Source organism: Mesorhizobium sp. M4B.F.Ca.ET.058.02.1.1 (genome assembly GCF_003952505.1).
Lineage (GTDB): Bacteria > Pseudomonadota > Alphaproteobacteria > Rhizobiales > Rhizobiaceae > Mesorhizobium.
Window position 1 is genome coordinate 5,635,704 of record NZ_CP034450.1, and the last position, 24,142, is coordinate 5,659,845.

Genomic DNA, 24,142 nt, shown 5'->3' on the forward strand with positions numbered 1-24,142 from the left:
GCGATGAGCAGCGTCGGCGCCGCCTTTCGGCTCGCACGGGCCGGCTGGGTGCTGGTCCGCGAGGGCGTCGTCTCGGCGTTGCCGGGCGAGGAGCTCGACGGCCTGCCGAAGTTCGGCTGGCGGCTGGCCCGCCTGTTCACTCGCCGCCGCGCGCTGGCCTACAAGCGTGGCGACCGGCTGGCCAAGGCAGTGGTGCGGCTCGGACCCTCCTACGTCAAGCTCGGCCAGTTCCTGGCGACACGGCCCGATGTCGTCGGCAATGACATGGCGCTCGACCTCGCTTTGCTGCAGGACAAGATGCATACGTTCCCGCAGGCCGAGGCGATCGCCGCCATCGAGGCCTCGCTCGGGCGCAAGGTCGGCGATCTCTACGCCAGCTTCGACGGCGCCGTCGCGGCCGCCTCGATCGCCCAGGTGCACAGTGCCGAGACCGTGAACGATGGGATTGCCTCCCGGGTGGCGGTGAAGGTAATCCGGCCGGGCGTGCGCCGCCGCTTCTTCCACGACCTCGAAAGCTATTTCCTGGCCGCCCGTTTGCAGGAAAAATACATCCCCTCGTCGCGCCGGTTGCGGCCGGTCCAAGTGACCGAGACGCTGGCGCAGACAACCAAGATCGAGATGGATCTGAGGCTCGAGGCAGCGGCGCTCTCCGAGCTCGGCGAGAATACCAAGGACGATCCGGGCTTCCGCGTGCCCTCGGTCGACTGGGAGCGGACCGGGCGCGACGTGCTGACCATGGAATGGGTCGACGGCGTCAAGATGAACGACATTGCCGGTCTTGTGGAGGCAGGCCACGACCTCAGGGCGATCGCCGCCAACCTCATCCAGTCGTTCCTGCGCCATACTTTGCGCGATGGCTTCTTCCATGCCGACATGCATCCGGGCAATCTGTTCGTCGAGGCTAACGGCACCATCGTCGCCGTCGATCTCGGCATTGCCGGCCGGCTAGGCAAAAAGGAGCGCCGGTTCCTGGCCGAAATCCTCTACGGCTTCATCGTGCGCGATTACCAGCGCGTCGCCGAGGTGCATTTCGAGGCCGGCTATGTGCCGCGCCAGCACAATGTCTCGGCCTTCGCGCAGGCGATCCGCGCCATCGGCGAGCCGATCCACGGCCAGCCGGCGGAAACCATCTCGATGGCCAAGCTTTTGACGCTGCTGTTCGAGGTCACCGAATTGTTCGACATGGCGACCCGTCCAGAACTGATCCTGCTGCAGAAGACCATGGTGGTGGTCGAAGGCGTTGCCCGCACGCTCGATCCGGCCTTCAACATGTGGAAGACGTCCGAGCCGGTGGTCGGCGACTGGATCGCCGGCAATCTCGGCCCACGCGGTCTTCTGGTCGATGCGCGCGACGGCACCAGGGCCTTGCTGGCGTTGGCCCGCCAGGCGCCGGACATCGCCGCCCGCACCGAGCGGCTGTCGCGCGAGATCGACCTGATGGCCGAGCACGGGCTGCGCTTCGACGAGGCGACGGCACGCGCCATCGGCAAGGCCGAGGCGCGCCATACCCGCTCCGGTCGCGTGGCCCTGTGGGTGATCGCACTGACGCTGGTTTATATCATGTGGAAAATCTTGTGATTGCCGAGTGGTCGGTCAAACAGGAACGGACTACGTTGGCGGCATGGACACTTTGCCGATCGTAGAGGTGAGGCCAAACTATGGCTATGGGTATTGAAGGCGAGGCTCGCCGCGAGGTGCCTGCCGCTTTCAAGATGAAGCTTGAGCACTCACAGCCAAAGCTTTGGACAGGGATCGTGATCACCGAGGGTCACGAATTTGAGGGTCGCCGCGTTACCCTAACCCAACGACATCTCGAGTGGTCAGGTTTCGTCAACATTGTAGTTGAGGCGAGTCGACCGACGAGCGGCTCTGGGCAGTTAGCAGGCCTTCCTCCGGCTCAAGAAACCTGAACCGACTCGCCATCGTTTTGCGGTCACGCTTGCTCACAATTGATTGCATTGCTATCATTGCACTCGTGACGACGTGACGAGTGCAATCACATGGCCAGCATCACCATCCGCAACCTCGACGATGATGTGAAGGACCTGCTGCGGCAGCTCGCGGCGGAGAATGGCTGCTCGATGGAAGAGCAGGCGCGGCTGATGATCCGGGCGGCGGTCGAGGGTCGGGCAGGGCAGGCCGACCGCATCGAGCAGATCGAGAACACGCTGCGCACCCTGGCTGGTTCAAACCAGCAGGTGACTTCGGCTGTCGCTGTTTCCAGCAAGCCATCGCCGCGTGGCTCGTTGTCGGGCAAACGCATCCTGCTCATCATCGGCGGCGGCATCGCCGCCTACAAGGCGCTCGACCTGATCCGTCGGTTGCGCGAGCGCGGTGCGGCGGTGCGCGTAGTGATGACATCGGCCGCGCAGGAATTCGTCACCACGCTGTCGGTCGGGGCGCTTTCGGCTGACCATGTCTTTACCGAATTGTTCGACCGCAATGACGAGCACGATGTCGGCCATATCAGGCTGTCGCGCGAGGCCGACCTGCTGGTGGTGGCGCCGGCGACCGCCGATCTGATGGCGAAGCTTGCCAACGGCCATGCCAATGATCTCGCCTCGACGGTGCTTCTCGCCACCGACAAGAAGGTGCTGCTGGCGCCGGCGATGAACCCGAAAATGTGGTCGCACACTGCCACGCGCCGCAACCGGGCGACGCTCGCCAAGGACGGCATTGCCTTTGCCGGGCCGGCCAAGGGCGAGATGGCTGAAAGCAACGAGGCGGGCGAGGGCCGCATGGCCGAACCGCTGGAGATCGTGGCGGCCATCGAGGCGATGCTCGACAGCAGGCCGAAGCCGCTGGCCGGCCGCAGGATCATCGTCACGTCGGGGCCGACGCATGAGCCGATCGATCCGGTGCGCTATATCGCCAACCGCTCGTCGGGCAAGCAGGGCCATGCGATCGCGGCGGCGCTGGCGAGGCTGGGCGCCGACGTCCGGCTGGTCTCCGGCCCGGTCAGCATTGCCGATCCGACCGGTGTCGTGACGACGCATGTCGAGACCGCTGGCGAGATGAAAGCGGCGGTTGAAGCGCTTCTTCCTGCAGACGCTGGGGTGTTCGTCGCGGCCGTCGCCGACTGGCGCACCGCCAATTCGGCCGGCGAGAAAATCAAGAAGGTGGCGGGCGAGGGGCCGCCGGCGCTGCAGATGGTCGAAAACCCAGATATTCTGGCCGGCGTCGGCCATCATCAGAAACGCCCCGGGCTGGTCGTCGGTTTTGCCGCCGAGACACAGGATCTGATCCGCAATGCCGAGGCCAAGCTGAAGAAGAAAGGCGCCGATTTCATCGTCGCCAACGATGTCTCGCATGAAAGCGGTGTCGGCCCCACCGGCGTCATGGGCGGCGACCGCAACAAGGTGCGCATCGTCTCCAAGACCGGCGTCGAGGAATGGCCGGAACTGAGCAAGGACGAGGTGGCGGCGCGGCTCGCCACGCTGATTGCAGAGCGCCTGAAAACCATCGTGGTCTGAGCGGCCTCCTGGCCGCCAGCCCTACTCCGCAGCGATGCCGGGTGCACTCGCGGCGAGCGACGCTTCGATCGACTCCCCAATGATCCGCAGGCCGAGATCCAGTTCCTGTTCGGAGATGGTCAGCGGCGGGGCGATGCGGAAGACGCCGCCCATCCCGGGAAGCTTGACGATGTTCATGCTCAGACCGCGCCCGAACGCTTCCGCCGCGATCGTTGCGCCCAACTGGTGATCGGGAACCTTGCCGTCCTTGACGATCTCGACCCCGAGCAGCAGGCCGCGACCGCGCACGTCGCCGACGCATTCGTAGCGCTGCTTCAGCCGCGACAGCCCTTCGAACAGTTTCTCTCCGAGGCGCTGTGCCCGGTCGACGAGCTTTTCCTCTTCCACCACATCGAGCACCGCAACGCCGACAGCCGCCGGCAGCGGGTCGGAGACATGCGTGGTGTAGAACAGGAAGCCCTTGTCGTGCGCCGCTTCCTCGATTTCAGCCGTCGTCATCACCGCTGATAGGGGAAGCCCGGCGCCGATGGTCTTGGACAGCGTGAGGATGTCCGGGGTGACGCCATCCCTTTGGAAAGCGAACATGTCTCCCGTGCGGCCGATGCCGGTCTGCGCTTCATCGAGGATCAGCAGCATTCCGCGCTCGCGGCATTTCTGCTGGAGTGCCGCCAGATAGCCTTGCGGCAATTCCAGAATGCCGCCGCTCGACAGGATCGGTTCGGCGACAAAGGCCGCGAGGCTCCCCGTCGACTGGCTGTCGATCAGATCGAAGGCATCGTTCAGCTCGGTCAGCCAATCCAATGAACCGTCGGCATTCCTGAAGCGCGGCCGGAAGCTATTGGGCGCGGGAATTGCAAGAGATCCAACCGCCGCGGGCCCATAGCCCTTGCGGCCGGCGCTGTAGGTCGCCGACGCGGCAGCACCGGTCATCCCGTGCCAACTCTTCGAGAAGGCGACGATCTCGTGCTTGCCGGTCACCAGCTTGGCCATCCGGATGGCTGCTTCGTTGGACTCGGCGCCGGTCGAGAGCAGCAGCACCCTGTCGAGGCCGGGCGCCAGCGCGGCGAGACGTTCGGCAAGCTCGACCACCGGGCGGGACAGCATGCCGCTGAAAAGATGCGCGGCCCTTTCCACCTGGCGGCTGACCGTCGAGACGATCCTGGGGTGAGCATGCCCGAGCAGGGCGCTCATCTGCCCGGAGGTGAAGTCGAGGATGGGCCTGTCGTCGGCATCGTAGACGAAGGAGCCAGCGGCGCGCTCGATGATGGCGGGCTCGAAGCTGCCGCCATAGCGGATCAGGTGCTTGCGCGCCGAATCCCAAAACCCAGGCTCCAAGTTTTTCGACATCTCTCAACTCCAGCAAGCGTTGCGCCAACAATCTAGCGGCTGGCGCGGATGCAGTAAAATTGATAGTTCTCGGATTCTGATATCAATGGATTTGATATGCTCGATCTCAAGCTGCTGGCGACATTCGTTCGCGCGGCGCACTCGGGAACCCTCAGTGCGGTGGCGGTACAGGTCGGACGTACGCAGTCGGCCGTGACAATGCAGGTGCAGCGCCTCGAGGAAGCCCTCGGCCAGAGCCTGTTTCATCGCAGCGGCAGCGGGGTGCGGCTCACCGGCAGCGGCGAGCGCTTCCTGGCCTATGCCGAGCGCATCCTCAAAATCCATGACGAGGCGATCTCGGCGCTGTCCGACAAGGGCCTGCACGGTTCGATAATCTTCGGAAGTCCCGAAGATTATCTAAGCGCGTTCTTTCCAGCGCTCCTGAAGGGCTTCGGCACCGTTTACCCCGATGTCGAGATCAAGGTCGTTTCGGCGCCCACCGTCGAATTGCGGACGCTTCTCAACGCGCGCCAGATCGACCTGGCGCTTGTCTCCAGTCCGAACGCAAGCGACGCGCATGTGCGCACTGAAGCGCTCGTATGGGTGGGCAGCAAGCCGGCGCTGGACCTCTACGATTTTGGCGACATCGTGCCGCTGGCGTTGTCGGCGTCGAATGCCGTCGACCACAAGGCGGCTTGCGAGGCCATGGCGCGCGCCGGACTGCGCTACAAAATATCCTATGCCAGCAACAGCCTTGCTGGACTGATCGCCGTGGCGCGGTCGGGCCTGGCAATCAGCGTGATGACCGAGGATGCGGTGCCGTCGGACCTCCATATTCTGGGCGCACCGCTGCCTCGCTTGCCCCAGCTTGGCATTCTGGTCGCCTTTGCCGACACCGAGCGATCACCCGCGGTCGAGGCCTTCGCCCATCACATCCGAGCCGTTCTGCCGTCTCTGTGAGAACTTCTGCTCTCCGATTGTCTCCCCAGGTCAGCCCGTCGCTTCCTGTGGATGCGCGGCTGGCATAGCGATCCTGATGGCCGCCAGGCAGCCGAGAATGCCGAGCGGCACGAAAGCGAGGAACAGCCAGCCGGCGACGTTCGCCGCCGCGTCGCGGTTCAGGCCTTCGGAAAACCCGCTGGCATTGGCGATGATGCCGGCGAGCGCCGCCCCCACCGCATAGCCGATGCGCTGCATGGTCGGCACCGCGGCGGAGGCGATGGTCTGCTCGCTATTTTGGGCGGAGGCCACGATGACCCGTGTCAGGAACGGCCAGCAGACGCCAAAGCCGCCGCCTTGCAGCAGGGCGCAAAGCAGGATCAGCGGGATCGAGCCCGCCGGGATCGTGTAGGCGAAGCCGGCGAGGCCGGCCGCGATCATCAGCGCGCCCACCACGATAATGAGCCTTTCGCGCTCCAGCGGCGCATTGGCGACGAGGATCGCCAGGATCGACCAGGCAATCGATTCGGCGGCGATGATGTAGCCGCTGGTCGGGATCGGGATGCCGTGCAGCGTGGTCAAAAGCAGCGGCCCGTAGATGGCGAAGGAGACGGTTGCCACCGAGAAGGCGGCCACCATGGTCATGCCGCTGCCGACCGGCGAACGCCAGGAGAACAGCCGCGACGGGAACAGCCGCGAGCGCGGCTTCCGCGCATCGACGCGGAAGAACGCCACGAGGCCGAGCAGGCCAAAGCCCAGCAGCAGCGAGGAACGCAGCAGGGCGACATCGACGCCGGCGCTGGCGATCAGCACGACGCTGACGGCGAGGCAGCCGAGCGCGGCATAGGGGAAGGGCGGCGCCGTGCCCTTGTCCACCTGCGGTCTGGTCGCCTGCGGCGTGTCGAGCACGATGAAACTTGCCAGCGCCATGGCGGTGCCGCCAACCGTGAAGATGCCGAAGGCCCAACGCCACGATAGAAGCTCGGCCATGATGGCGCCAAGCATCGGGCCGCTGAAGGCGGCGACGCCCCAGATCGCCGACATGATGCCGAAAAGCTGCGGCCAGATGTTGCGCGGGAACAGCCGCTCGACCGAGACGAAGGCCAGCGACACCAGCGCGCCGCCGCCCAGCCCCTCGACCAGCCGCCCGGCAAGAAAGAGTGGCATCGAGGGTGCGGTGGCGCAGATCAGCGCGCCGGCAGCATAGAGCAAGGCGGCAACCATCATGTTGGAGCGCAGCGCCACATAACTCACCAGCCGTCCGGCGGCGGCGCCGGCGACGATGGCGCCAAGCTCGTAGATCGCCAGCGACCAGCCGACCAACTGCACGCCGGCCAGTTCGCCGACCATGGCCGGCATCACCGTCGCCACCATCGTCTCGTTGGTGGCGTGCAGCAGGATGCCGAGGCTGATGAAGCAAAAGCGCGCCAGGTCACCGCTCGCCCACAGCGCCCGCCAGTCCACCCTGCTATTGGCCACCTTGTTGCCGCCCGTCTTGTTGCCGCTTGCCGCCGTCACATCGATCTCCTGCTTGCCATTCGCACCCTCATCCGCAATCAAAAGGGCGCCAGATCCAGTTCGGCAGAGCTTGTAGAACCTCAAGCGCGGTTGAGCTCAAGAGGCGTTTTCAGGAATGTCGTGGCGAGCGTCGCGAAGCCAGGCAGAAGCCCAGCGGCCTTGATTGACAGGTCTCAATTCTCGGTGCTGCGCAGTTGGAACTGGGCGACGCCGATGGCGATGTTGATGCCGCTTTGTGTCTGCACGCTGAGCGGCTGCAAGGTGAAGGCCTGCGCGGAGCCGCCGACCAGGAGGTTGGCGCCGGCGCCGACCGCAGCCGTCAACTCGGCGCTGGCGCCGACATAATCTCCGGCGAGCGCGCCCGGCGCGTAGATGTTCTTCAACGGCGTCAGCACCAGCCACCGCATCACGCTCTGCTTTGTGGTGCCGATGTCGAGCCCGTATTTGTTGACGGCGCCGAAATAGGCTTCCGGCGCAAAGGTCTTATCCGCCGGAGTGAAGGTGCAACTCAGGTCCTTGCTCGAACCGAAGATGAAGCCGGTGCCGCCGCCAATGGCGCAATCGAGCACGCCGAGCTCCACGCCTTGGTCTTGGGCATGGGCTGTTCCCGCACAGCCGGCAGCGGCAATGACAGCGGCGATGATGGTCTTCTGCATGGCGGTCCCCCAGAAAGCGTGCGGCGCGAAACAGTACCCTGTTCCGCGCCGCACGTAAGGGAGCAACTGCGCCTTATTTGAAGGAGTGGACCAGCTCCAGCGAGGTCACCGCGACCGCCAGATTGACGCCGGTCTGCGCCTGGACGCTGAGCGGCTCCAGCATGAAGGCGCTGTTCAGCCCGCCAACCAGAAGATTGGCGCCGCCCCCGGTGACGACGCTGGCCTCGGCGTTGACGCCGTAGTAGTTGCCGGCAAGGTCGCCCTCGTCATGGCTGCGGGTGGCGGCCAGAACCGCCCAGGCAAGCTGGCCCTGATGCGTCTGGCCTACATCGACGCCGAGCTTGGAGATCATCCCGGTATACTGCTCGGACGGCCCATGATGATAGGGGCGGAAGGTGCAGGACACGCCCTTGTTCGACGTGATGACGTACCCGACGCCGCCGTCGATGGTGCAATCAAGCGTGCCGAGCCGCAGCGTCCCGGCGCTGACGGGGAACGCGAGGACCGTGGCGGCAAGCGCGGCGGCGGCACAGGCAAGGGTTCTGATCATTGGAAAGGTCCTTTCGCAAATTTGGCCCCGATTAACGGTCGAGGTGCGCGGAGCGTTCCGCTGAAAACTTGGCGCGAACATGGCAAGGGTTAACGCTTGCCCCGGCGGTCAGCATGGGTGGCCGCGGTTTTCATCGCCGACCACGGCTTGCAGGTTTTCAAGCGCCGGTAGCTGAAGGTCGTCGATCGAGCGGAGCGCTCAGTCGGCCGCGTCGCGCGGCGCGCCGGCTGGGTATCAGCTGGCGCTGGCGGTGTTGGTGCGCGACAGGCCGTCCTTGGCCGGCTGGTAGGTCGGATCGAGATGCACCGCCTCGCGGTAGGATTTCGCCGCCCGCGCCTTGTCGCCGCGCCGCTCGTAGATCAGCGCCTGGTTGGCCCAGGCCTCGGCGTTCTTGCCGTCGAGCTTGATGGCCATGTTGAAGTCGGAGAAGGCGTTGTCCTCGTCGTTCATGGCGAGGTAGGAGAGACCGCGGCCGTTGTAGGGCTCGGCCGCGTCCGGCGCCAGCGAGATGGCGGTCGAGAAATCCTCGATGGCGAATTTGTGCTGGCCCTGGCTTTGATAGATCAGGCCGCGATTGTGGTAGGCGCGCGCATCGGTCGTATCGAGCTGGATCGCCTTCTGGAAGTCGTTGAAGGCTTCCTGGGTCCGACCCGCCTTGCGGTAAAGATTGCCGCGGCCGATATAGGCGGCGTCGTAATTGGCGTTGATCTGGATCGATCGATTGTAGTCGGCCAGCGCCGCCGCCTGGTTGCCGAGGAAGCGCTGGATAAGCGCGCGATTCGAATAGGCCTGGTAGAAATTCGGATTAAGCTGGATGGCGGTGTCGAAGTCCTTCAGCGCCGCCTGGTACTGGCCGCCGCGGCCGTAGGCCGAACCGCGCACATTGTAGCCTTCGGGATCCTGCGGGTTGCGCTGGATCACGGCCGACAGCGAGGAGATGTTCTCGGTCGAGCCTTGCGCCTTATCGATGTTGTTGAATTCGCCGGTCGGGGCCGTCTGGCATGCGGCAAGCGCCAGGCCCGAGAGCAGGGCCGCCGTCAGGGCGAAGCCGCGAAAAGCGGTTTTGCGCTCCACGGAAATTGCGTTCATCACTGTCCTCACTGCCGCCGCGCCGTCAGGTCCGTTCCCTCTCCGAACCGGTCCAAAATCAAACAAAAAGGTGGCGGCGATTCCGCATCGCGCCACCCTTGGGTATCCTTCGAAAAGGACGAAAAATTGGCGGTATCAGCGCGGCGAACGCGCAGCACCTGCGGCGCCAGCCGGAGCCGGACGCGGGGTCATCGGCAGCAGGCCTTCGCGCTGGGCGCGCTTGCGGGCCAGCTTGCGGGCGCGGCGCACGGCTTCCGCCTTTTCGCGGGCGCGCTTCTCGGAAGGCTTCTCGTAGTGACCGCGCATCTTCATTTCGCGGAAAATGCCTTCGCGCTGCATCTTTTTCTTCAGCGCGCGGAGCGCCTGGTCAACATTGTTGTCGCGGACGAGTACCTGCACGGGCAATCCTGTCTTTCGGGTTTGATATCAACAGGCAAACGGCCATAGCCGCTATGCCTCCGCGGCGAGTTGCACCGCGAATTGTGGCGGCTGATAGCAGAATCAGGCCGTCCTGTCCACTGCCGAATGCAATCCGGCCGCCCCAAATTGCAACCGGCCGCCGCCGGCCGGCGCTTAGCTAGGCGGTTGCCAGGTGAAGGCGGGCGAAATCCTCGAAGAATTCGCCGTAGTCGCAGGTTATTTCCTCGCCGGCGGCGATGTCGCAGGTCGCGGTCGCGCCGCCATATTGCGAGAAGTCGGTGTTCGGCCGCTCGGCATGGTTCATGAAACGGCCATTGTCGACCTCATAGACCATGAAGCCAGGCCGGTCGGGGCTGGGATAGGCGTAGCGGTCGAGCAACTCTTTCAGATGCGGAGGGGCCGCCTCGTATTTCTCGATCGGGATCAGCCGGTCGAAATCGGGATCGAGGCGCCAGATCGAGGCCCCCTTGCGGATCGGCTCGGCGGCGAAAACGCCGACGCCTTCGATGGCGCTCTGGGCGACGTAGGTCCTGATCAGCAGCATCTTTTCCGATCCGTTTTCGACGGGAAAACGGAATCGTCAAATTGCGCCGAAATGCAAGGCTGCTTCGCGACTTTTTCGGCTGGCGGGCAGTGCTATGTCCGTCAATCCCTTCACGTCCGGTTGATCGAGACGCCGCCATCGGCAAACAGCGCGGTGCCGGTGGTGAAGCTCGACGCATCGGAAGCGAGGTAAAGCGCCGAGCGGGCGATCTCTTCAGGTTGGGCGACGCGCTTCAACGCATGCAGGTTTTCGACGAACGTCCGCGATTCAGGGGTCTTGAATGTTGCCGCCGGCGTATCGGTGCCGCCCGGCAGCAGCGCGTTCACCCGCACCCCTCGCGGTCCGTACTCGGCGGCCAGCACTTGCGTCAATCAAACCGGCCTTGCTTGCGGCGTAGCTGGTCATGCCGGGCATGCCGACGGTGTGACCGACAAAAGTGGACGTGAAAATCAGCGAACCGCCACCCCGCTCGACCATCGCCGGCACCTGGTATTTCGCGCCGAGAAACGCGCTGGTGAGGTTGGTGTCGAGCGTCTCGCGCCAGTCGTCGAGCGACAGGTCGGAAATCGCCCCCATCTGGCCGACAGCGCCGACATTGTTGAAGGTGATGTCGAGGCCGCCGAACCTGTCGACCGCGAGATTGACGAGGGCTTTTGCGAAGGCTTCGTCGCGCACGTCGCCGGCCAGCGCGACCGCCGTGCCGTCGGCGTCCTCGATCTCGCCGACAATCCTGTCGAGCTCCGCCTGTCGGCGGGCGGCGACGATCAGCCGGGCACCCTGTTCGGCGAAAAGTTTCGCAGTGGCGCGGCCGATGCCGGAACTGGCGCCGGTGACGATGGCGACCTTGTCTGTCAGTGCGAACATCTTCTGAGCATCCTTCTTTCGTGCCGGCCTTGCCAGCGATCGGACGCTTGGTCGCAAATGGCGGCGGTCCGAGCCACCCGAAAGCTGCATTGGGGTTTGTGCCGCGTGGCTTGGTGCTCGCCTGTGGATGTCACGGCGCAAAACGGCAAGCGCCGTCGCAAACAGCGCAAGGATGGCAGCGCGGTTTCGCTAGTGATACTCCTCGCGTGCCGAGGCGGGGATGCCCGGCCGCAAATCCGCGAAAGCTACTGGCGCGAGGCCTGGAACGTGAAGAAATATTCGGTATTCGCCATTGCCCGCGAGGCCATGCGCGGCCACAAGGGCTGGGAAGAGCAATGGTCTTCGCCGGAGCCGAAGAAGGAATACGACGTCATCATCGTCGGCGCCGGCGGCCATGGCCTGGCGACGGCCTACTACCTGGCCACCGTGCACGGCATCACCAATGTCGCGGTGCTGGAGAAGGGCTGGCTCGGCGGCGGCAACACCGGCCGCAACACCACCATTATCCGCTCCAACTATCTCTATGACGAGAGCGCCGGCATCTATGACCATGCGCTGAAGCTGTGGGATGGGCTCTCGCAGGAGCTCAACTACAACGTCATGTACTCAGCGCGCGGCGTGATGATGCTCGCGCACAATGTGCACGACATCCAGGTGCTGAAGCGCCATGTGCACGCCAACCGCCTCAACGGCATCGACAATGAATGGCTGACGCCGGAGCAGGCGAAGGAGTTCTGCCCGCCGCTCAACATCTCCAAGGATGCGCGCTATCCCGTGGTGGGTGCGGCCCTGCAGCGGCGCGGCGGCACCGCGCGTCACGACGCCGTCGCCTGGGGCTATGCCCGCGGCGCCTCGGCGCGCGGCGTCCACATCATCCAGAATTGCGAGGTCACCGGCGTCAAGCGGGCGCCGAACGGCGCGGTCATGGGCGTCGACACGACGCGCGGCTTCATCGGCGCCAAAAAGGTCGGCGTGGTCGCGGCCGGCCACTCCTCCGTCATCATGGATATGGCGGGCGTGCGCATGCCGCTGGAAAGCTATCCGCTGCAGGCGCTGGTCTCGGAGCCGGTCAAGCCGGTCGTGCCCTGCGTGATCATGTCGAACACGGTGCACGCCTATATCTCGCAGTCGGACAAGGGCGAGCTGGTGATCGGCGCCGGTACCGACCAATATGTCTCCTATTCGCAGACCGGCGGCCTGCACATATTGCAGCATACGCTCGACGCCATCTGCGAGATGTTCCCGATCTTCACGCGCATGAAGATGCTGCGCTCCTGGGGCGGCATCGTCGACGTAACGCCGGACCGCTCGCCGATCCTGGCCAAGACGCCGGTCAAGGGCCTCTATGTCAATTGCGGCTGGGGCACGGGCGGCTTCAAGGCGACGCCGGGCTCGGGCCATGTCTTTGCGCATACGATTGCCAAGGACGATCCGCACCCGATCAACGCGCCCTTCACCATCGAGCGCTTCCGCACCGGCCGTCTGATCGACGAGGCCGCGGCGGCGGCGGTGGCGCACTGATGGTTGCCGAAAGGCTTTGCGACCAACCGGCCACCGGCCTCGGCGAATTGTAGGAAACAACAGATGCTTCTCATCCGCTGCCCCTATTGCGAGGAAGAGCGCCCGGAACTCGAATTCCGCAACGCCGGCGAGGCGCATATCGCGCGCTCGACCAACATGGCCGGCGAAAGCGACGACGATTTCGAGAAGTTCTTCTTCATCCGTTCGAACCCCAAGGGCGTGATCTATGAGCGCTGGCGGCACATGCATGGCTGCGCGCGCTTCTTCAACGCCGTACGCGACACCGTCACCGACAAGTTCATCATGACCTACAAGGCCGGCGAGCCGAAGCCCGCGAAGCTGCCGGGAGCCTCGAAATGACCCCCTCCTTCCGAATTTCCGGCGCTGGCCGCCTCAAGCAGGCAAAGACTGCTCGCTTCAGCTTCGACGGCCAGGCCTATACCGGTGTCGAGGGCGATACGCTCGCTTCCGCGCTGCTCGCCAACGGCGTCCATCTCGTCGGTCGTTCGTTCAAGTATCACCGGCCGCGCGGCTTCCTTTCCGCCGGCGCCGAGGAGCCGAACGCCCTGGTGCAGATCGTGCGTGACGACGCGCGCAAGACGCCGAATGTGCGCGCGACCGTGCAGGAGCTCTATGACGGGCTCACCGCCAACTCGCAGAACCGCTGGCCGTCGCTCGCTTTCGACGTCGGCGCGGTCAACGACATCGCCTCGCCGCTGTTCTCGGCCGGTTTCTACTACAAGACCTTCATGTGGCCGAAGGCGGCCTGGAAGAGCCTCTACGAGCCGAAGATCCGCGCCGCGGCAGGTCTCGGCGTTTCGCCGGACAAGCCGGACCCCGACCACTATGGCGCGCGCTATGCCCATTGCGAGGTGCTGGTGCTGGGCGGCGGTGCGGCCGGCATCGCGGCGGCACTTGCCGCCGCCGAGACTGGCGTCAGGGTGATCCTCGCCGACGAGCAGGCCGAGTTCGGCGGCAGCCTGCGCTTCGAGGCCGGCGCCAGGATTGACGGCGAGGACGGCTTTGCCTGGGCTCAAGGCGCGATCGCGAAGCTCAAGGCGATGGACAATGTCCGTTTGCTGACGCGCACGACGGCTTTTGGCTATTATGCGCAGAATTTCGTCGGGCTGGTCGAGCGGGTCAGCGACCATTTGCAGAACCCCGGCCGCGAACTGGCGCGCGAGCGTCTCTGGCAGGTCCGCGCCAGCCGAGTCGTGCTGGCGACCGGCGCCATCGAACGCCACATGGTGTTCGCCGACAACGACCGTCCAGGCGTCATGCTGGCCTCGGCCGCGCGCACCTATCTCAACCATTACGGCGTCGCCGTCGGCAGGAATGTCGGCGTCTACACGGCAAACGATTCCGCCTACGCGGCGGCGATCGACCTGAAGAAGGCCGGCGTCAACATCGCCGCTATCGTCGATCTGCGCGACAACCCGACCGGGGCGGCGATCGACGAGGCGCGGGGGCTCGGCATCGAGATCAATTTCGGCCGTGCGGTGGTCCGCGCCGGCGGCAAGCTGCGCGTATCGTCGATGACCGTCCAGCCGAAGAATGGCGGCGGCGAACGCACCATCCCGGTCGACGCGATCCTGATGTCGGCCGGCTGGACGCCGTCGGTGCATCTGTTCTCGCAGTCGCGCGGCAAGGTCGCCTTCAACGAGGAGACACGGCGCTTCGTGCCGGGAACCTACGCGCAGGACTGCGTCTCGGTCGGCGCCTGCAACGGCACGGATGGCCTCGACGCGACGGTCGACGAGGCCTATGCGGCCGGCGCCAAGGCGGCGAAGGAGGCCGGCGGCAAGGCGGGTAAAGGCGCCAAGCCGAAGGTCGATGCCGGCGAGAGCTGGTCGCGCGGCATGCTGGGCGCCGCGCCCGGCGCCGGACAGGGCACGACGGTCAAGGCCTTCGTCGATTTCCAGAACGACGTCACCGCCAAGGACATCCGCCAGGCGGTGCATGAAGGCATGCACTCGATCGAGCACGTCAAGCGCTTCACCACCAACGGCATGGCGACCGACCAGGGCAAGACGTCCAACATGCACGGCCTGGCGATTGCCGCCGAGACGCTCGGCAAGCCGATCCCGCAGGTCGGCCTCACCACCTTCCGCGCACCCTATACGCCGGTCACCTTCGGCTCGATCGTCGGCCATGCGCGCGGCGCGCTGTTCGACCCGACGCGTCGGACGGCGATCCATCCCTGGGCCGCCGCGCAAGGGGCGGTGTTCGAGGATGTCGGCCAGTGGAAGCGCGCCTGGTACTTCCCCCGGGGAGCCGAGGACATGCACGCCGCCGTCGACCGCGAATGCGTGACGGTGCGCAAGACGGCCGGACTGTTCGACGCCTCGACGCTGGGCAAGATCGAGGTGGTCGGACCGGACGCGGCCAAGTTCATGGAGCTGCTCTACACCAATCCGTGGGAGAAGCTGGAGCCCGGCCGCTGCCGCTATGGCATCATGCTGCGCGAGGACGGCTTCATCTACGACGACGGCGTCGTCGGCAGGCTGGCGCCGGACCGCTTCCACGTGACGACGACGACGGGCGGCGCGCCGCGCGTCATGCACCATATGGAGGACTATCTCCAGACCGAGTTCCCGCATCTCAATGTCTGGCTGACCTCGATCACCGAGCAGTGGGCGGTCATCGCCGTGCAGGGACCGAAGTCGCGCGACATCATCGCGCCGCTGGTCGAAGGCATCGACATGTCGGACGAGGCGCTGCCGCATATGTCGGTGCGCGAAGGCAGGATCTGCGGCGTGCCGACGCGGCTGTTCCGCATGTCGTTCACCGGCGAGCGCGGCTTCGAGGTCAACGTGCCGGCCGACTACGGCCAGGCGGTCTGGGAGGCGCTGTGGGCCGAAGGCCAGAAACATGGCGCCTGCGCCTACGGCACCGAGTCCATGCACGTGCTGCGCGCCGAGAAGGGCTACATCATCGTCGGCCAGGATACCGACGGCACGGTGACGCCGAACGATGCAGCCCTCGACTGGGCGGTCGGCAAGAAGAAGGCTGACTTCGTCGGCATCCGTGGTCTGACGCGGCCGGACCTTGTCGCCAAGGGTCGCAAGCAGCTTGTCGGCCTCAAGACCAAGGACCCCAAGGTGGTGCTGGAGGAGGGCGCGCAGATCGTCGAGGATCCTGGCCAAGCAATCCCGATGAAGATGATCGGCCACGTCACCTCCAGCTACTGGTCGGAGAATTGCGGCCGTTCGATCGCGCTGGCGTTGGTCGCCGGCGGACGCGACCGCATGGGCAAGACGCTCTATGTGCCGATGCCAAACGGGACGATCGAGGTGGAAGTCACCGGCATGGTGTTCTTCGACGAGAAGGGGGAGCGCCTCAATGGCTAAGGCTGCCGCAAAGACAACCGCTGCCGGCTCGCCGGCCGAGCGCCGTCCGGCGCTGGCCGGGCGCACGATAGAGGCGAAGGGCGTCACGCTTGCAGTGCTGCCGCCGGCCGAGCGCATTTCGGTGCGCGCGCCGGAGGCTTCGCTGACCGCGCTTTCGAAGGCGCTCGGCGTGAGCTTGCCGGCAAAGCCGAAGACCTCGGCGGCCAAGGCAGGGCGCACGGCGCTCTGGCTCGGGCCGGACGAATGGCTGGTGATCGACGAGGCGGGCAAGGATCCGCTCGCCGACTGCGCCAAGGTGACGGCGCTGCATTCGGCGGTCGGCATCTCGCATCGCAACGTCGCCTTTTCCGTCACCGGCCCGGCTGCCGCCGTGACCGTCAACTCCGGCTGCCCGCAAGATCTCTCTCTTGACGCGTTCCCGGTCGGCGCGGCTTCGCGCACCATCCTCGGCAAGGCCGAGATCGTGCTGCTGCGCACGGCGGCGGACGCCTTCCGGGTCGAATGCTGGCGTTCGTTCTCGGACTATGTCTTTACTCTGCTGTCGGAAGCGGCGAGCGACGCGGCGAACTGAGCCATAGGAACCATCGACGCGCCGATCCGTTTTGCGGCAGCGTGTCGAGGGAGAATGCCGATGCCGTCGAAATCCGCGCCGAGGCCGCCCAGGAAGACGGCGGCAGTCCGCTCGCTCGAGCACGAACGAACACACGAGGTCGAGGAAGAGGAACTCGAGGAAGGTCTCGAGGACACGTTCCCGGCCAGCGATCCGGTGTCGATCACCTCGACCTCCATTCCGGGCGGCCCCGCAAGACCCGGCAAGGCCAAGACGGTGCCGGGGCGCAAGCCACGCAAGTAATCGATCCAGCAAAAAAGGGCGGTCAGGATATCCTGCCGCCCTTTGAGTATTTCGTGGCGTTCGAACCGCCTTAGAACGTGCTGGGAACGATCCACGGATCGATTTCGATGCCCAGACGCTGGCCCTTGGCGGCGTCGGTCTTGGTCGTCGCGCCGGTCTTTTCGACGGAGCCGGTCGTGCCGCAATCGAGCTTCACATTGGCGTTGGTCTGGATGCAAGCCGCGGCAGGAGCCTGCTTGGCCTGATGGCTGGTGCCGGCGAAAGCGGCGCCCGAGAAAGCCAGGACGGTAGCGATAGCGAGGATTGTCTTTTTCATCATCTTTCTCCGGTCAATCTTTTTCGTACATGTACGATACGGCGTACATATACGTCCGGCGGAGTGCGAGTTCAAGTGAGAAATCGTACATGTACGGTCAAATTTTCTGAAAATACGAAAATGTCGCACGGCGCGACGCCCGGCCAGATCGGACTGTAAAAACCGGGGGTTCGCTTCTGCGCAATTCCGGCCCAAAACCGCTGGGCGGAATTGCTCCAGTCAGCAGTTGACTGGCGTTTCGGTCAGCGGCGGCACGTTCTGCGTCGAAAGCGAGGCAAGCGTGAAATCGCACATCCGCTTCACGAAAGCCTGCGGGTCGCCGAACGGATAGAAGGGGAAGGTGATCAAGAGCGAGATCGTGCCGTGGCCGACCGCCCAGAGCATGGTGGCGATGGCGCGCGGGTCGCCCTTGAGCTTGCCGGCGGCGACACAGGCCTCGACCCTGCTGATCAGCACTTTCATCGCCGGATTACCCTCTTCCATGTCCTCGTAGCTGCGGCCTTCCGGCAGCCGCGTCTTCTCGGTCATGAAGACGGTGCGGTATTCGTTGGGATTGCCGAGGCCGAAGGCGGCGTACTCGGTCATCACCGCCTGCAGGGCCTCGATCGGATCGTCGGCGGGGTGCGCCTCGATGCGCCGCGCCAGCGTCTCGAAGGCGTCCTCGGCCAGCGCGAACAGGATGTCCTGCTTGTCGGCGAAGTAGGAATAGACCGACATCGGCGCGTAGCCGACCCGCTTGGCCAGCTTGCGGATGGTCAGGCCCTCATAGCCTTCTTCCTGAACGAGCTTGTGGGCCGCTTCGACGAGTTCGGAGCGCAGCTCTGCTTTCTGTTTTTCGCGGCGTGTCTGGACGCTCAACGGCAAGGTTTGCCTGCCTTCGTTGGTTGGTTGCCTTGTTAAATTATATACGCTGTACGGAAACGAACAAGTGCGTGGCAGGTTCCCCAACGTCCGCCCTAACCCTTTGTTCCAACGCAATTCCGGACGGAAAATCGCTTTGGGCGGCCTGCCCTAGATGGCGCCGATGCCGCCGTCGAGCGCCAGCGCATGGCCGGTCATGAAGGAGTTGGCGGGATCGGCAAGAAACAGGACCCCCGTTGTGATCTCGTCAACCTCGCCGACCCGCTTCATCGGCACGCCGCGCGTGAGTTCGGCAATCGCCTCGGCTTCCGGGGAGCTGCTGGCGCGGACGAAGCCGTCCACCATCGCGGTCCTGGTATGCGCGGGACAGACTGCGTTGATGCGCACGCCCTTGGTGGCATATTCGGCAGCGGCCGAGCGCGTCAGCCCGACAACGCCATGCTTGGCGGCGGCATAGACCGACAGCTTGGGCGCGCCGGACAGGCCGGCGACAGAGGCGACGTTGACGATGACGCCGCCCTTGCCGCTTGCCTTGAACTGCCGTTCCATCTGCGGGATCTGATGCTTCATGGCGTAGAAAACGCCGAGCAGGTCGACCTCCAGCACCCGGCGTGCTTCATCCGAGGCCACCTGCGGCAGGCGCACGAAAGCATGGACGATGCCGGCATTGTTGACGGCGATGTCCAGCCGGCCGAATTTTTGCACCGCCAGGTCGACGAGATCCTCGGAGAGTTTCTCGTCAGCGATGTTGCCGGCGAGGATGGTCGACTCGACATCAAGCGTCGCGGCGAAATCGCGTAGCGCAGCCTCGTCGAGATCCGATAGGACCAGCCGCGCACCTTCGGCGGCGAAGGCGTTTGCCGCGCCGCGGCCGAGGCCGCCGGTCGCACCGGTGATCAGCACCGTCGCTCCATCGAAACGGCCCATCGCTCAGCTCTCCCATTGTCAAATCTTGTTGTCGATCAGGTCCACGGCGAGCGCGGCAAGCAGCTTTACCGCCTCGCCATAGGTTTTTGCCTTTTCCGGGTTGGAGGCGTTGCCGTCCAGCGCGCGCCGATAGACGCCCTGGCAGATCGCCGCCAGCCGGAAGAAGGAGAAGGCGAGGAAGAAACTCCAGTTGTCGATGCCGGTAAGCCCGCGCCGCAGGCAATACGCCTCGACATAGGCTTCTTCGGACGGCAGGCCGAGGGCTGCGCGGTCGACGCCGCCGAGGCCGCGAAAGCCCGATGCATGCGGCAGCCGCCATTGCATGCATTGATAGGCGATGTCGGCGAAGGGGTGGCCGAGCGTCGACAGTTCCCAGTCGAGCACCGCGATCACTTTCGGCTCGCTGGCTGCGAAGATCATGTTGTCCAGCCGGTAGTCGCCATGCACCAGCGAGACGCGGCCGTCATCGGCCGGCATGTGCGTCTCCAGCCAGGCGATCAGCCGATCCATGTCCGGAATGGTTCCGGTTTCCGAGGCGCGGTACTGGCTGGTCCAGCGGGCGAACTGGCGCTCGAAATAGTTGCCGGGCTTGCCGAAATCGCCAAGGCCGACGGCTTCCACGGCGACATCGTGCAAGGCGGCTAGCGTTGCGTTCATGGCGTCGTAGATGGCGGCGCGATCCTCGTTCCCGGATGCCTCCGGCAGCGACGGGTCCCAAAAGATGCGGCCGTCGAGGAACTCCATGACGTAGAACATGCGGCCGATGGGCGAGTCCTCGTCGGACAGGTGCAGCATGCGCGGCACCGGCACGGCGGTGGCGGCAAGCGCCTTCATCACCCGGAACTCGCGGTCGACCTGATGCGCGGATTTCAGCAACTGGCCCGGCGGCTTGGCGCGCAGCACGTAGCGGCCGCTTGCCGCGGTCAAAAGATAGGTCGGGTTCGATTGTCCCGATTTGAACTTCTCGGTCGCGGAAAGCCCGCCAAAAGCCGGGATATGCGCCTCGAGATAGGGCGCAAGCGCCGTCTGATCGAGCGCGTTCAGGTCGTTCATGCGGTCTCGGGCTGGCGCTCGATCAATGTCAGGGTCAGCCAGCGCGCGGTTAGCGCGGGCTTCTTCGAGCCCTCAATCTCGATGGTCACGTCATGCGCCGTCTGCACCCAGCCCGAGGGCCTGACCTTGACGTCGGCGAGCACGAAACGGGTGCGGATGCGCGCGCCGGTCTTTACCGGCGCCAAAAAGCGCAGCGAATCGAAGCCGTGGTTCACGCCCATCTTGCTGTTTTCGAGCGGCGGCATGGTCTCGAAGGTCATCGCCGAGAGCAGCGACAGCGACAGGAAGCCATGCGCGATGGTGCCGCCGAACGGCGTCTCACGGCTGGCGCGTTCCGGATCGCAGTGGATGAACTGGTGGTCGTCGGTGGCGTCGGCGAACTGATCGATCATGCGCTGCGTGACCACGCGCCAGGGCGACACGCCGACTTCCTTGCCGACGCTGGCCAGAAGCACATCGAGACTGATCGGTTCCACGCTGATGTCCTCCACTTCACCCCCGCCGGCGTTCCGGTCGGACATTCATTCCTTGAACAGGGTCAGCCCATGCTGCACCGACTGGCCGCCGTCGATCGGCAGGATGGCGCCGGTGACATAGCTGCCCGCACGGCTGCACAAATAGAGCGTTGCGCCGGCAATGTCATCCGGCATGCCGATGCGGCCGATCGGAACATGGCCGCCGACATGTTTCGCCTGTTCCTCGGTTCCGGTGGCAAAGGCGGTCATCCGGCTCTGAAAGGGACCGGGGGCGAAGGCGTTGACGGTGATGCGGCGGGCGGCGAACTCGATCGCCAGCGTGCGCGTCAGGTGATGAACCGCGGCCTTGGAGGCGGTGTAGGAATAGGCATCGTCGGCCAGAGGCTGGGTGCCCATCACCGAGCCCAGATTGATCACCCGGGCTGGATCCGCCTCGCTGGCGGCGGCGTCGAGCAACGGCAGCAGTTCACGCGTCAGATGGAAGACACCGGTGACGTTGACGCCGAACACCTTGGCCCAGGCGTGGTAGGGGAACTCTTCCAGCGGCGCCCCCAGGAGATGCCGGCATTGTTGACCAGAATGTGCAGCTGCTCCGTCCGCGCCTTTACCTCGGCGACGAGCGCGGCGATGCCGGCCTCGCTGGAAATGTCGCCGGCAAAGCCCTCGGCATGCCCCGGGCCGCCGAGGGCGTTGATTTCGCTCGCGACCTTGATGCAGTCCTCCCCCTTGCGGGAGGCGATCATGACACTGGCGCCGGCGCTGACCAGGGCGGTCGCCGCCATGCGGCCGATGCCGGTCGCGGCACCCGTGACCAGCGCGATCTTGCCGGCGACCGAGAACAGCTCGTCCAGATAGCTCATGGCGCTCCCCCGCAATCTCGCCGCAGGCCGAGGCCAGGGGACTCGCCCATGGACTCGCGTTGACAAGGCTAGCCGAAGTACGGTCATCCTTGCCACGGGTAAAGATGCATCCCCGAAAGGACCGGAAGCGATGGCGGACATGAACCTCGGCATGACCGAGCGGCTGAAGCCGATCCACGCGCGCGTCGCGGCGATGGTGCGCGACGAGATCGCGCCGCTCGGCGAGGAATTCCTGGCCGAGATCGGCAAGGGCGGCGACCGCTGGATCTGCACGGGGCGGCAGACCGAAATCCTCGAAGGCCTGAAGAAGACCGCGCGTGAACGCGGGCTGTGGAACTTCTGGCTGACCGGCTCCGAGCGCGGTTATGGTCTCTCCACGGTCGAATACGCCTATCTGGCGGAGGAGATGGGCAAGGCGCATCTGGGAGCCGAGACCTTCAACTGCTCGGCGCCCGACACCGGCAATATGGAAGTGCTGGAGCGCTACGGCTCGGCGGAGCACAAGCAACAATGGCTGGAGCCGCTGCTCGACGGCAGGATCCGCTCGGCCTATCTGATGACCGAGCCGGACGTCGCCTCGTCCGACGCCACCAACATTTCGATGCGCTGCGAGCGGCAGGGCGGCGACTATGTGCTGAACGGCGAGAAATGGTGGGCGTCCGGCGCCGGCGATCCTCGCTGCGCCATCTATATCGTCATGGTCAGGACAGGTTCCGGCGATGACCCTCGGCATCGCCAACATTCGATGATCCTGGTGCCTTCCGATGCGAAGGGCGTGACCAAGCTGCGGGCCATGCAGGTCTATGGCGACGACGATGCGCCGCACGGCCACATGCATCTCAGGTTCGACAATGTGGTCGTGCCGGCGTCGAACCTGATCCTCGGCGAGGGCAGGGGTTTCGAGATCGCGCAGGGGCGGCTCGGACCCGGCCGCATCCATCACTGCATGCGCGCCATCGGCCAGGCCGAGATGGCGCTGGAGATGCTCTGCCAGCGCTCGGTGCGCCGCGAGGCCTTCGGCCAGCCCCTGGCGAAACTCGGCGCCAATTTCGACATCATCGCGGAATGCCGCATGGATATCGAGATGGCGAGACTGCTCTGCCTCAAGGCGGCATGGATGATCGACCAGGGCGACGCCCGCGCCGCCGCGCCCTGGATCAGCCAGATCAAGGTCGTGGCGCCGCGCGTCGCGCTCAAGGTCACCGACGAGGCGGTGCAGATGTTCGGCGCGCAAGGCATCAGCCAGGACACGCCGCTGGCGCGCTCATGGACGCATTTGCGCACGCTGCGCCTCGCCGACGGGCCCGACGCGGTGCATCGCCGGCAGGTGGCGCGAACCGAGCTGAAGAAATACACGCAGGAGAAGGTCTGAGCGCAAGGCTTGGCCAGTCACTGCTCTGCGACAAGCAAGGAGTATCCCCGATGACCCTCCCATCCGAAATGAAGGCGCTGCTGCTGACCGGCGACGGCTACACCAAGACGCCATCCGGCAGTGCGCTTGAGACGATGGACCCCTATCTCGAGCAAGGCACGATCGCGGTGCCGACGCCCGGACCGAGCCAGGTGCTGATCAAGGTCAGCCTGGCCTCGATCAACCCGTCCGACGTCGCCTTCATCAAGGGCCAGTACGGCCAGCCGCGGGTCAAGGGCCGGCCGGCTGGCTTCGAGGGCGTCGGCATCGTGGCCGCGACCGGCGGCGAGCCCTACGCAACGGGTCTGGCCGGCAAGCGCGTCGCCTTCGCCACCGGACTGTCGAACTGGGGCGCCTGGGCCGACTACGCGGTCGCGGAAGCATCGTCCTGCATCCCACTGCTCGACACGGTGCGCGACCAGGATGCGGCGGCGATGATCGTCAACCCGCTCACCGCGCTCGCCATGTTCGACATCGTCAAGCAGGACGGCGAGAAGGCCTTTATCATGACAGCCGGCGCCAGCCAGCTCTGCAAGCTGATAGCGGGCCTCGCCAAGGAAGAGGGCTACAGGCCGATCGTCACGGTGCGCCGCGACGAGCAGATCCCGCTTCTCAAGGAGGTCGGCGCGACCCATGTGCTCAATGAGAAGGCCGCGGATTTCGAGGCCACGCTCATCGAGGTGATCAAGGCCGAGCAGCCGCGCATCTTCCTCGACGCGGTCACCGGGCCGCTGGCCTCGGCCATCTTCAACGCCATGCCGAAGCGCTCGCGGTGGATCGTCTATGGCCGGCTCGACGCGGAGCCGACGGTCATCCGTGAGCCCGGCCAGCTGATCTTCCAGCACAAGCATATCGAAGGCTTCTGGCTCGCCGAATGGATGCGCCAGCACCGCGACAGCATGGGCGCGGCGGTCATGGAGGCGCAGAAGCGCTTTTCCGACGGCCGCTGGTCGACCGACGTGACGGCGGTGGTGCCGCTGGAAGAGGCGATGGCGAAGGTTCCGGCGGAACTGGCCAAGCCGAATGGCAAGGTGTTCATAAAGCCGTAGATTTTCCCTTCTCCCCGTTCACGGGGAGAAGGTGCCCGAAGGGCGGATGAGGGGCGGCGCCGACGGCTCGCGATTGGCCGTGCTGC

General features: G+C 65.3%; 22 protein-coding genes and 2 pseudogenes. 10 read left to right on the forward strand and 14 right to left on the reverse strand.

From position 1 onward, the window contains the following. Positions 1–3 precede the first annotated feature (3 nt). Together ubiB and coaBC are read left to right on the forward strand one after the other, a co-directional pair. Positions 4–1,578: a 2-polyprenylphenol 6-hydroxylase gene (gene ubiB, locus EJ073_RS27455; protein ID WP_126058361.1), complete on the forward strand. Its 1,575-nt coding sequence runs from the start codon at positions 4–6 to the stop codon at positions 1,576–1,578. Between the two features lie 422 nt (positions 1,579–2,000). Then, entirely contained in the window at positions 2,001–3,473 is a 1,473-nt protein-coding gene (gene coaBC / locus EJ073_RS27460; RefSeq protein ID WP_210211263.1) for a bifunctional phosphopantothenoylcysteine decarboxylase/phosphopantothenate--cysteine ligase CoaBC, read from the forward strand. Between the two features lie 21 nt (positions 3,474–3,494). On the opposite strand, the gene EJ073_RS27465 is transcribed toward coaBC, so the two are convergent. Beyond that, positions 3,495–4,820 (reverse strand): aspartate aminotransferase family protein, encoded by a 1,326-nt coding sequence (locus EJ073_RS27465; protein ID WP_126058362.1) that lies wholly within the window; start codon positions 4,818–4,820, stop codon positions 3,495–3,497. A 96-nt stretch (positions 4,821–4,916) separates the two neighbouring features. Here EJ073_RS27465 and EJ073_RS27470 point away from each other — a divergent pair, with 96 nt between their 5' ends. Then, the gene (locus EJ073_RS27470; RefSeq protein WP_126058363.1) at positions 4,917–5,759 is read left to right on the forward strand and encodes a LysR family transcriptional regulator; all 843 of its coding nucleotides are present in this window, start codon (positions 4,917–4,919) and stop codon (positions 5,757–5,759) included. A gap of 30 nt (positions 5,760–5,789) precedes the next feature. Here the strand turns inward: EJ073_RS27470 and EJ073_RS27475 are convergent, their stop codons facing one another. From EJ073_RS27475 to EJ073_RS27505, 7 genes and pseudogenes are all read right to left on the reverse strand, one after another. Continuing rightward, positions 5,790–7,256: an MFS transporter gene (locus EJ073_RS27475; RefSeq protein WP_245455390.1), complete on the reverse strand. Its 1,467-nt coding sequence runs from the start codon at positions 7,254–7,256 to the stop codon at positions 5,790–5,792. 173 nt (positions 7,257–7,429) lie between these two features. Further along, on the reverse strand, positions 7,430–7,912 hold the full coding sequence (locus EJ073_RS27480; RefSeq protein WP_126058364.1) for a DUF992 domain-containing protein: 483 nt from the start codon (positions 7,910–7,912) through the stop codon (positions 7,430–7,432). Between the two features lie 73 nt (positions 7,913–7,985). Continuing rightward, entirely contained in the window at positions 7,986–8,462 is a 477-nt protein-coding gene (locus EJ073_RS27485) for a DUF992 domain-containing protein (RefSeq protein ID WP_126058365.1), read from the reverse strand. Positions 8,463–8,696: 234 nt separating this feature from the next. After that, positions 8,697–9,551: a tetratricopeptide repeat protein gene (locus EJ073_RS27490; protein WP_126058366.1), complete on the reverse strand. Its 855-nt coding sequence runs from the start codon at positions 9,549–9,551 to the stop codon at positions 8,697–8,699. 135 nt (positions 9,552–9,686) lie between these two features. Next, positions 9,687–9,950 carry a 30S ribosomal protein S21 gene (gene rpsU, locus EJ073_RS27495; protein ID WP_126058367.1) on the reverse strand — a complete coding sequence of 88 codons (264 nt, stop codon included), beginning with the start codon at positions 9,948–9,950 and terminating at the stop codon, positions 9,687–9,689. A 178-nt stretch (positions 9,951–10,128) separates the two neighbouring features. Beyond that, a complete protein-coding gene (locus EJ073_RS27500) occupies positions 10,129–10,515 on the reverse strand; it encodes an SET domain-containing protein-lysine N-methyltransferase (RefSeq protein WP_126058368.1) in 387 nt (128 codons plus the stop codon). A 110-nt stretch (positions 10,516–10,625) separates the two neighbouring features. Beyond that, positions 10,626–11,469: pseudogene (locus tag EJ073_RS27505) on the reverse strand (SDR family oxidoreductase). A gap of 177 nt (positions 11,470–11,646) precedes the next feature. Here EJ073_RS27505 and EJ073_RS27510 point away from each other — a divergent pair. The 5 genes from EJ073_RS27510 to EJ073_RS27530 all read left to right on the forward strand — a co-directional run bounded on the left by EJ073_RS27510 (position 11,647) and on the right by EJ073_RS27530 (position 17,103). Continuing rightward, on the forward strand, positions 11,647–12,900 hold the full coding sequence (locus tag EJ073_RS27510) for a sarcosine oxidase subunit beta (protein ID WP_126059363.1): 1,254 nt from the start codon (positions 11,647–11,649) through the stop codon (positions 12,898–12,900). A 63-nt stretch (positions 12,901–12,963) separates the two neighbouring features. Beyond that, positions 12,964–13,260 (forward strand): sarcosine oxidase subunit delta, encoded by a 297-nt coding sequence (locus EJ073_RS27515; protein WP_126058369.1) that lies wholly within the window; start codon positions 12,964–12,966, stop codon positions 13,258–13,260. Continuing rightward, on the forward strand, positions 13,257–16,250 hold the full coding sequence (locus tag EJ073_RS27520) for a sarcosine oxidase subunit alpha (RefSeq protein WP_126058370.1): 2,994 nt from the start codon (positions 13,257–13,259) through the stop codon (positions 16,248–16,250). Before EJ073_RS27515 ends, EJ073_RS27520 begins: the two co-directional genes overlap by 4 nt. Then, positions 16,243–16,821, forward strand: a complete 579-nt coding sequence (locus EJ073_RS27525; RefSeq protein WP_126058371.1) for a sarcosine oxidase subunit gamma — start codon at positions 16,243–16,245, stop codon at positions 16,819–16,821. Before EJ073_RS27520 ends, EJ073_RS27525 begins: the two co-directional genes overlap by 8 nt. Before the next feature lie 60 nt (positions 16,822–16,881). Beyond that, a complete protein-coding gene (locus EJ073_RS27530; RefSeq protein WP_126058372.1) occupies positions 16,882–17,103 on the forward strand; it encodes a hypothetical protein in 222 nt (73 codons plus the stop codon). 70 nt (positions 17,104–17,173) lie between these two features. Here EJ073_RS27530 and EJ073_RS27535 read toward each other — a convergent pair whose 3' ends face one another. The 6 genes and pseudogenes from EJ073_RS27535 to EJ073_RS27560 form a co-directional block, all read right to left on the reverse strand. Continuing rightward, on the reverse strand, positions 17,174–17,419 hold the full coding sequence (locus EJ073_RS27535; RefSeq protein ID WP_126058373.1) for a DUF680 domain-containing protein: 246 nt from the start codon (positions 17,417–17,419) through the stop codon (positions 17,174–17,176). Positions 17,420–17,638: 219 nt separating this feature from the next. Beyond that, positions 17,639–18,283, reverse strand: coding sequence for a TetR/AcrR family transcriptional regulator (locus EJ073_RS27540; protein ID WP_126058374.1), 645 nt, complete (start codon positions 18,281–18,283; stop codon positions 17,639–17,641). A gap of 147 nt (positions 18,284–18,430) precedes the next feature. Then, complete coding sequence (locus EJ073_RS27545; protein WP_126058375.1) at positions 18,431–19,207, reverse strand: SDR family oxidoreductase; 777 nt, start codon at positions 19,205–19,207, stop codon at positions 18,431–18,433. Positions 19,208–19,225: 18 nt separating this feature from the next. Continuing rightward, entirely contained in the window at positions 19,226–20,260 is a 1,035-nt protein-coding gene (locus tag EJ073_RS27550; protein ID WP_126058376.1) for a phosphotransferase, read from the reverse strand. Beyond that, on the reverse strand, positions 20,257–20,781 hold the full coding sequence (locus EJ073_RS27555; protein ID WP_281033026.1) for a MaoC family dehydratase: 525 nt from the start codon (positions 20,779–20,781) through the stop codon (positions 20,257–20,259). Before EJ073_RS27555 ends, EJ073_RS27550 begins: the two co-directional genes overlap by 4 nt. Next, a pseudogene (locus tag EJ073_RS27560) lies at positions 20,782–21,596 on the reverse strand (SDR family oxidoreductase). Positions 21,597–21,726: 130 nt separating this feature from the next. Here EJ073_RS27560 and EJ073_RS27565 point away from each other — a divergent pair. Both EJ073_RS27565 and EJ073_RS27570 read left to right on the forward strand, forming a co-directional pair. After that, positions 21,727–22,968 (forward strand): acyl-CoA dehydrogenase family protein, encoded by a 1,242-nt coding sequence (locus tag EJ073_RS27565; RefSeq protein WP_126058377.1) that lies wholly within the window; start codon positions 21,727–21,729, stop codon positions 22,966–22,968. A gap of 50 nt (positions 22,969–23,018) precedes the next feature. Beyond that, positions 23,019–24,056: a zinc-binding dehydrogenase gene (locus EJ073_RS27570; RefSeq protein WP_126058378.1), complete on the forward strand. Its 1,038-nt coding sequence runs from the start codon at positions 23,019–23,021 to the stop codon at positions 24,054–24,056. Positions 24,057–24,142 lie beyond the last annotated feature (86 nt).